Origin of the sequence: Streptomyces sp. YS-3, from assembly GCF_045257485.1 — a bacterium.
Classification (GTDB): Bacteria; Actinomycetota; Actinomycetes; order Streptomycetales; family Streptomycetaceae; genus Streptomyces.
Genome location: NZ_JBJHPC010000462.1, coordinates 1 through 5,727 on the forward strand (window position 1 = coordinate 1; position 5,727 = coordinate 5,727).

The 5,727-nt window shown below is 75.0% G+C and carries 5 protein-coding genes; 4 read left to right on the forward strand and 1 reads right to left on the reverse strand.

Going from position 1 to position 5,727, the window contains the following annotated elements:
* From ACJA3G_RS28190 to ACJA3G_RS28200, 3 genes are all read left to right on the forward strand, one after another.
* Window positions 1-902, forward strand: a 902-nt coding sequence (locus ACJA3G_RS28190; protein WP_406555856.1) for an acyl-CoA dehydrogenase family protein, incomplete at its 5' end; no start/stop codon positions are given.
* Entirely contained in the window at window positions 899-1,948 is a 1,050-nt protein-coding gene (locus ACJA3G_RS28195; RefSeq protein ID WP_406555857.1) for a Zn-dependent alcohol dehydrogenase, read from the forward strand. The genes ACJA3G_RS28190 and ACJA3G_RS28195, both read left to right, overlap by 4 nt.
* A 110-nt stretch (window positions 1,949-2,058) precedes the next feature.
* Window positions 2,059-3,306 (forward strand): MFS transporter, encoded by a 1,248-nt coding sequence (locus ACJA3G_RS28200; RefSeq protein ID WP_406555858.1) that lies wholly within the window; start codon window positions 2,059-2,061, stop codon window positions 3,304-3,306.
* Here the strand turns inward: ACJA3G_RS28200 and ACJA3G_RS28205 are convergent.
* Window positions 3,226-4,230 (reverse strand): GlxA family transcriptional regulator, encoded by a 1,005-nt coding sequence (locus tag ACJA3G_RS28205; RefSeq protein ID WP_406555859.1) that lies wholly within the window; start codon window positions 4,228-4,230, stop codon window positions 3,226-3,228. The two genes, ACJA3G_RS28200 and ACJA3G_RS28205, sit on opposite strands and share 81 nt — an antisense overlap.
* A gap of 95 nt (window positions 4,231-4,325) precedes the next feature.
* Here ACJA3G_RS28205 and ACJA3G_RS28210 point away from each other — a divergent pair, with 95 nt between their 5' ends.
* Window positions 4,326-5,663 carry an MFS transporter gene (locus ACJA3G_RS28210; RefSeq protein WP_406555860.1) on the forward strand — a complete coding sequence of 446 codons (1,338 nt, stop codon included), beginning with the start codon at window positions 4,326-4,328 and terminating at the stop codon, window positions 5,661-5,663.
* Window positions 5,664-5,727 lie beyond the last annotated feature (64 nt).

Genomic DNA, 5,727 nt, shown 5'->3' on the forward strand with positions numbered 1-5,727 from the left:
CCCCCACCCTCCTCGCCCACGGCACCCCGGCCCAGCGGGACCGCTTCCTGCCCGCGGTCGCCCGGGGCGAGGAGATCTGGTGCCAGGGCTACAGCGAACCCGGCGCCGGATCCGACCTCGCGGCCGTGCGCACCACCGCCGTCCGCGACCCGGGCGACCCGACGGGCGCGTACCGCGTCACCGGGCAGAAGATCTGGACCTCGCACGCCCACGAGGCCGACTGGTGCTTCGTGCTGGCCCGTACCGAACCCGGTTCGCACCGCCACCGCGGCCTCTCCTTCCTCCTCGTCCCCATGGACCAGCCGGACGGCCGCATCGAGGTCCGGCCGATCCGGCAGCTGACGGGGACCAGCGAGTTCAACGAGGTGTTCTTCGACGGTGCCCGCGCCCACCCGGGGCACCTCGTCGGCGGCGAGGGCAACGGCTGGCGCGTCGCCATGGACCTGCTCGCCGCCGAGCGCGGAGTGTCCACCCTCGCCCAGCAGATCGGCTTCGAGGAGGAGTTGGGGGAGGTCGTACGGCAGTGGGCCCGGACGCCTTCGGCCGCCCGCGATCCGCTCCTGCGGGACCGGCTCGTCCGTCAGTGGGCCGAGCTGCGCACCATGCGCTGGAACGCCCTGCGCACCCTGGGCGGTTCGGACCCCGCCGCCCCCAGCGTCGCCAAGCTCCTGTGGGGCGGCTGGCACCAGCGCCTCGGCGAACTCGCCATGGCCGTACGGGGCGCGGCCGGCACCGTCGGGCCCGAGGAGTGGAGCGAGCAGCGGCCGTACCGGCTCGACGCGCTCCAGCGGATGTTCCTCTTCTCCCGCGCCGACACCGTCTACGGCGGCTCGGACGAGATCCAGCGCACCATCATCGCCGAGCGCGTGCTCGGCCTGCCGAGGGAGGCCCGGGGCCAGTGAGAGGTGTTCTGTTCGACGGTACGCACGCGCGGGTGGTCGACGACCTGGAGGTACGCGACCCGGGGCCCGGCGAGGTGCGGGTGGCCATCGCCGCCGCGGGCCTGTGCCACTCCGACCTGTCCGTCATCGACGGGACCATCCCCTTCCCCGTGCCGGTGGTGCTCGGCCACGAGGGCGCGGGTGTGGTCGAGGCCGTCGGGGCCGGGGTCACCCATGTCGCCCCCGGTGATCACGTGGCGCTCTCCACCCTCGCCAACTGCGGGGCGTGCGCCGACTGCGACCGGGGGCGGCCCACCATGTGCCGCGAGGCGATCGGACGGCCCGGGCGGCCGTTCTCGCGCGGTGGTGCGCCCGTCCACCAGTTCGCCGCCAACTCCGCCTTCGCCGAACGTACGGTGGTCAAGGCCGTCCAGGCGGTGCGGATCCCCGCCGGGCTGCCGCTCACCTCCGCCGCCCTCATCGGGTGCGCGGTCCTGACCGGGGTCGGCGCCGTACTGAACCGCGCCCGCGTCGGCCAGGGCGAGAGCGTCGTCGTCATCGGGGCCGGCGGCATCGGCCTCAACGTCCTGCAGGGCGCCCGGATCGCGGGCGCGCGCACGGTCGTCGCCGTCGACAGCAACCCGGCGAAGGAGGCTACCGCCCGGCAGTTCGGCGCCACCCACTTCCTGACCTCCGTGGACGGCGTACGGGAGATCCTGGCGACCGGCGCCGACCATGTCTTCGAGTGCGTCGGCCACGTCGGGCTCGTGAGGCAGGCCGTCGACCTCCTCGACCGGCACGGCCAGGCGGTCCTGCTGGGGATGCCCGCGCCGACCGCGGAGGCGACGTTCGCGCCCGCCGCGATGTTCCTGGACAAGTCCATCCTCGGCTGCCGGTACGGAAGTTCGCGCCCCCAGTACGACATCCCGCGCTACGCCGAGCTGTACCGCACCGGCGTCCTCCTCCTCGACGAGCTGGTGACCGCGACGTATCCGGTGGAGGACTTCGCCAAGGCGGTGGAGGACACGCGCCACGGGAGGGTGGCGCGCGGGGTGCTGACGTTCTGACGGGCGCCCGGGGAGCGGGAGTTGACGACCGTCGGGTCCTCGCGGGAGGCGGCCGGCGGCCCGGTAAAACGGTTGGGGCCACCCCGTGCCCCCGGGCTATCTTCACCCCCATGAGTTATCGCGACCTTGCCACGCGCCCCGTCCTGACCTGGGCACTTGTCGCGGTCGGGGCGCGCGCTCCGGTCGCCATGGCGCCGCTGGCGGTCGTCTTCATGGTCCGCGACCGGCCCGGCGGCTACACCCTCGGCGCCGTGCTCGCCGCCGTCTACGTCCTCGGCGAGATCGTCGGCGCCCCCCTGCTCGGCACCCGGCTGCGTGCCGAGCGGGCGCGCCCGCATCTGGCGCTCGGACTCGCGGGCGGCGCGCTGGGGTTCGCCGCGCTCGGCCTCGCGCACGGCGCGCACCCGGTGGTGCTCTGCGCCGCCGCGTTCCTCGCCGGGGCGGCGCCCGCCGCCACCTCCGGGGGACTGCGCGCCATGCTCGCCGGGATGGTGCCGGAACGGGCCGTCGCCCAGGCGGTCAGCGCCGAATCGATGCTGATATTCGGCATCTGGTCGGTGGCCCCCGCCGTCACCACCTGGCTGGCGCTGGGCGTGCGCCCCTATCTGCCGCCGCTGCTCGCGGCGGCGCTGATGGCCGCCGCGGTCGCCGGACTGTGGGCGCTGCCCGAGGGGTGGCGGGCCGACACCGCCGACCGGGGCGGCGAGCCGATGCGCCGGGTGCTGTGGCGGGCCTGGCCGGTGTACGTGACGGGCGCGGCCGGTCTCTCCCTGCTGGCGCTCGCCGAACTCGTCCTGCCCGCCCTGCTGGAGCAGCGCGGCATCCCGCTCGGCTGGGCGGGCCCGCTGCTGGCCGGGTTCTCCGCCGGTTCGGCGGCGGGCGCCTTCGTGTACGGGCTGCGCACCTGGCCCGGCGCCCTGCGGGTGCAGAGCCTGGTGCTGCTGCTCGCCGTCTCGGGGTGCGTGGCGCTCGCCGCGCTGCTGCCGGGCGCGGTCTGGCTCGGCGTGCTCCTGCTGCTCGCGGGTGTCCTCCAGGCCGGGGCGATGCTCACCCGCAACCTGCTGCTGCGCGAGGTGCTCCCGCCGAGCGCGCTGGCCGCCGGGTACTCGGTGATGTACGCGGCCGTCGGCGCCGGGTACGCGGCCACCGGCACCCTCTCCGGTGTCCTGCTGCGCTGGGTGGCCCCGTCCACGGCGATCCTGGCCGGGGTGGGCCTCACCCTCCTGCTGACGGTGGCCGGGGTCCTGCGGGACCCGGCCAGGGACCGGGCGCCCGGCTCAGCCCCGCACGGCGTCGCCGCCGGCGGCGCGGAAGGTCCGCCGGTAGACGGTCGGCGGGACGCCGAGCGCAGCCTGTAGGTGCTGGCGCAGCGAGGTCGCCGTGCCGAAGCCGGCGGCCCGCGCTATCCGGTCGACGGACAGGTCGCTCGACTCCAGCAGGTGCCGGGCCCGCTCGACGCGCTGCTGGGTGAGCCACTGGCCGGGGCTCATCCCCGTCTCCTCACGGAACCGGCGCGTGAACGTCCGTACCGACATCGCCTCCTGCTCGGCCATGTCGCGCAGCTGGATCGGCTCGTCCAGGCGGCCCAGCGCCCAGGCGCGGGCGCCCGTGGTCGTCGCCACCTGGGGCTGGGGCAGCGGCCGTTCGATGTACTGGGCCTGCCCGCCCTCCCGGTGCGGGGGCACCACGGTCCGCCGGGCCACGTCGTTGGCGACCGCCGCCCCGTGGTCGCGCCGCACCAGGTGCAGGCACAGGTCGATCCCGGCGGCGACACCCGCCGAGGTCAGCACGTCCCCGTCGTCGATGAACAGCACGTCCGGGTCGACGGCGACGGACGGGAAGAGCCGCTGGAAGTGCTCGGCGTGCCACCAGTGGGTGGTGGCGGGCCGCCCGTCGAGGTATCCGGCGGCGGCCAGGACGTAGCTGCCGGTGCAGATGGAGACCATCCGCGTACCGGGCCGTACGTGGGCGAAGGCGCGCGCGAGCTCCTCGGTGAGCACGCCCTCCTCGTAGACCGGCCCCAGCTCGTGGGAGGCGGGCACGACCACGGTGTCCGCGTACGCCAGCGCCTCCGGCCCGTTCTCCACCAGCACGGCGAAGTCGGCGTCGGTCCGCACGGGGCCGGGCGCGCGCACCGAGCAGGTGGTGACGGAGTACAGCGGCCCGCGCTCCGCGCCCGTGCTCCGGGCCCGCCCGAAGATCCGCTGGGGGATGCCGAGTTCGAAGGGGAGGAGGCCGTCCAGGGCGAGGACGACGACGCGGTGGGGAGCGGCCGGGGTCATGGGGCCGAGTGTACGGGGGACCTGTGGCCCGATCCCTGCGAACCATGGCTATCCAGCCACTCGTACGGTCCGGACCGCCGGGCCAAGCTGTCGGCATGTCCCAGACAACCGATGCCGTCGCCCCGGGCGCTCAGGCCGCCCCCGCCCCGCGGCCCGGGCCCGCCCGCCGTATCCACCGCGCCTGGTTCGTCGCGGCCGTCACCTTCGTGACGATCATCGGCGCGGCGGCCTTCCGGTCGCTGCCGGGGCTGCTCATCGATCCGCTGCACCAGGAGTTCGGCTGGTCGCGCGGCACGATCGGGGCGGCGGTCTCGGTCAACCTCGCGCTGTACGGGCTCACCGCGCCCTTCGCCGCCGCGCTGATGGACCGGTTCGGCATCCGCCGGGTGGTGGCCGCGGCGCTGACCGTGATCGCGGCCGGGGCCGGGCTCACCGTCTTCATGGACGCGGCCTGGCAGCTGATGCTCTGCTGGGGTCTGCTCGTGGGGCTGGGCAGCGGGTCGATGGCGCTGGCGTTCGCCGCGACCGTCACCAACCGCTGGTTCACCGCCCGGCGCGGCCTGGTCACCGGCATCCTCACCGCCGCGTCCGCCTCCGGACAGCTGATCTTCCTGCCGGTCCTGTCGTGGCTGGTGGAGCACCACGGCTGGCGTCCGGCCGCCGTCACGGTCGCGCTCGCCGCGCTCGCGGTGGTGCCGTTCGTGTGGCTGCTGCTGCGCGACCACCCGGCGGACTCGGGACTCGCGCCGTACGGCTCGGACACCTACGTGGCGAAGCCCGCCCCCGTACCGGGCGCCGCGGGGCGCACGGTGAAGGTGCTGCTCCGGGCCGTGCGCACCGGGCCGTTCTGGCTGCTCGCCGGCACCTTCGCGATCTGCGGCGCCTCCACCAACGGGCTCATCCAGACGCACTTCGTGCCCGCCGCGCACGACCACGGCATGCCGGCGACGGCCGCCGCCGGACTGCTCGCCGTCATCGGCGTCTTCGACGTGGCCGGCACGATCTTCTCGGGCTGGCTCACCGACCGCTTCGAGTCCCGCCGGCTGCTCGCCACGTACTACGCGCTGCGCGGCGTCTCGCTGCTCTTCCTGCCGATGCTGCTCGCGCCCTCCATCCACCCGCCGATGCTGTTCTTCATCGTCTTCTACGGCCTGGACTGGGTGGCCACCGTCCCGCCCACCCTCGCGCTGTGCCGCGAGCACTACGGCGAGGACAGCGCCATCGTCTTCGGCTGGGTGCTCGCCTCGCACCAGGTGGGCGCGGCCGTCGTCGCCTTCCTGGGCGGCCTCGCGCGCGACGCCTTCGGCTCGTACGACATGGTCTGGTACGGCTCGGGCACGCTGTGCGCGGTGGCCGCGCTGATGGCCTTGGTGATCCGCCGCCCGGGTACCGGCGCCGCCGCCACGCCGTCGGGGGAACCGGCGGTCGCGTGATCCCCTCTTCCTGGGGGAGGGGGGCCGATGAAGCCGAGGAACAGACCGGGCGCGGTGGCGGTGG

Coding starts and splice junctions, on each gene's coding strand:
- ACJA3G_RS28200 (WP_406555858.1), top strand. CDS start 2,059: ATGAGTTATCGCGACCTTGCCACGCGCCCCGTCCTGACCTGGGCACTT.
- ACJA3G_RS28205 (WP_406555859.1), bottom strand. CDS start 4,230: ATGACCCCGGCCGCTCCCCACCGCGTCGTCGTCCTCGCCCTGGACGGC.
- ACJA3G_RS28210 (WP_406555860.1), top strand. CDS start 4,326: ATGTCCCAGACAACCGATGCCGTCGCCCCGGGCGCTCAGGCCGCCCCC.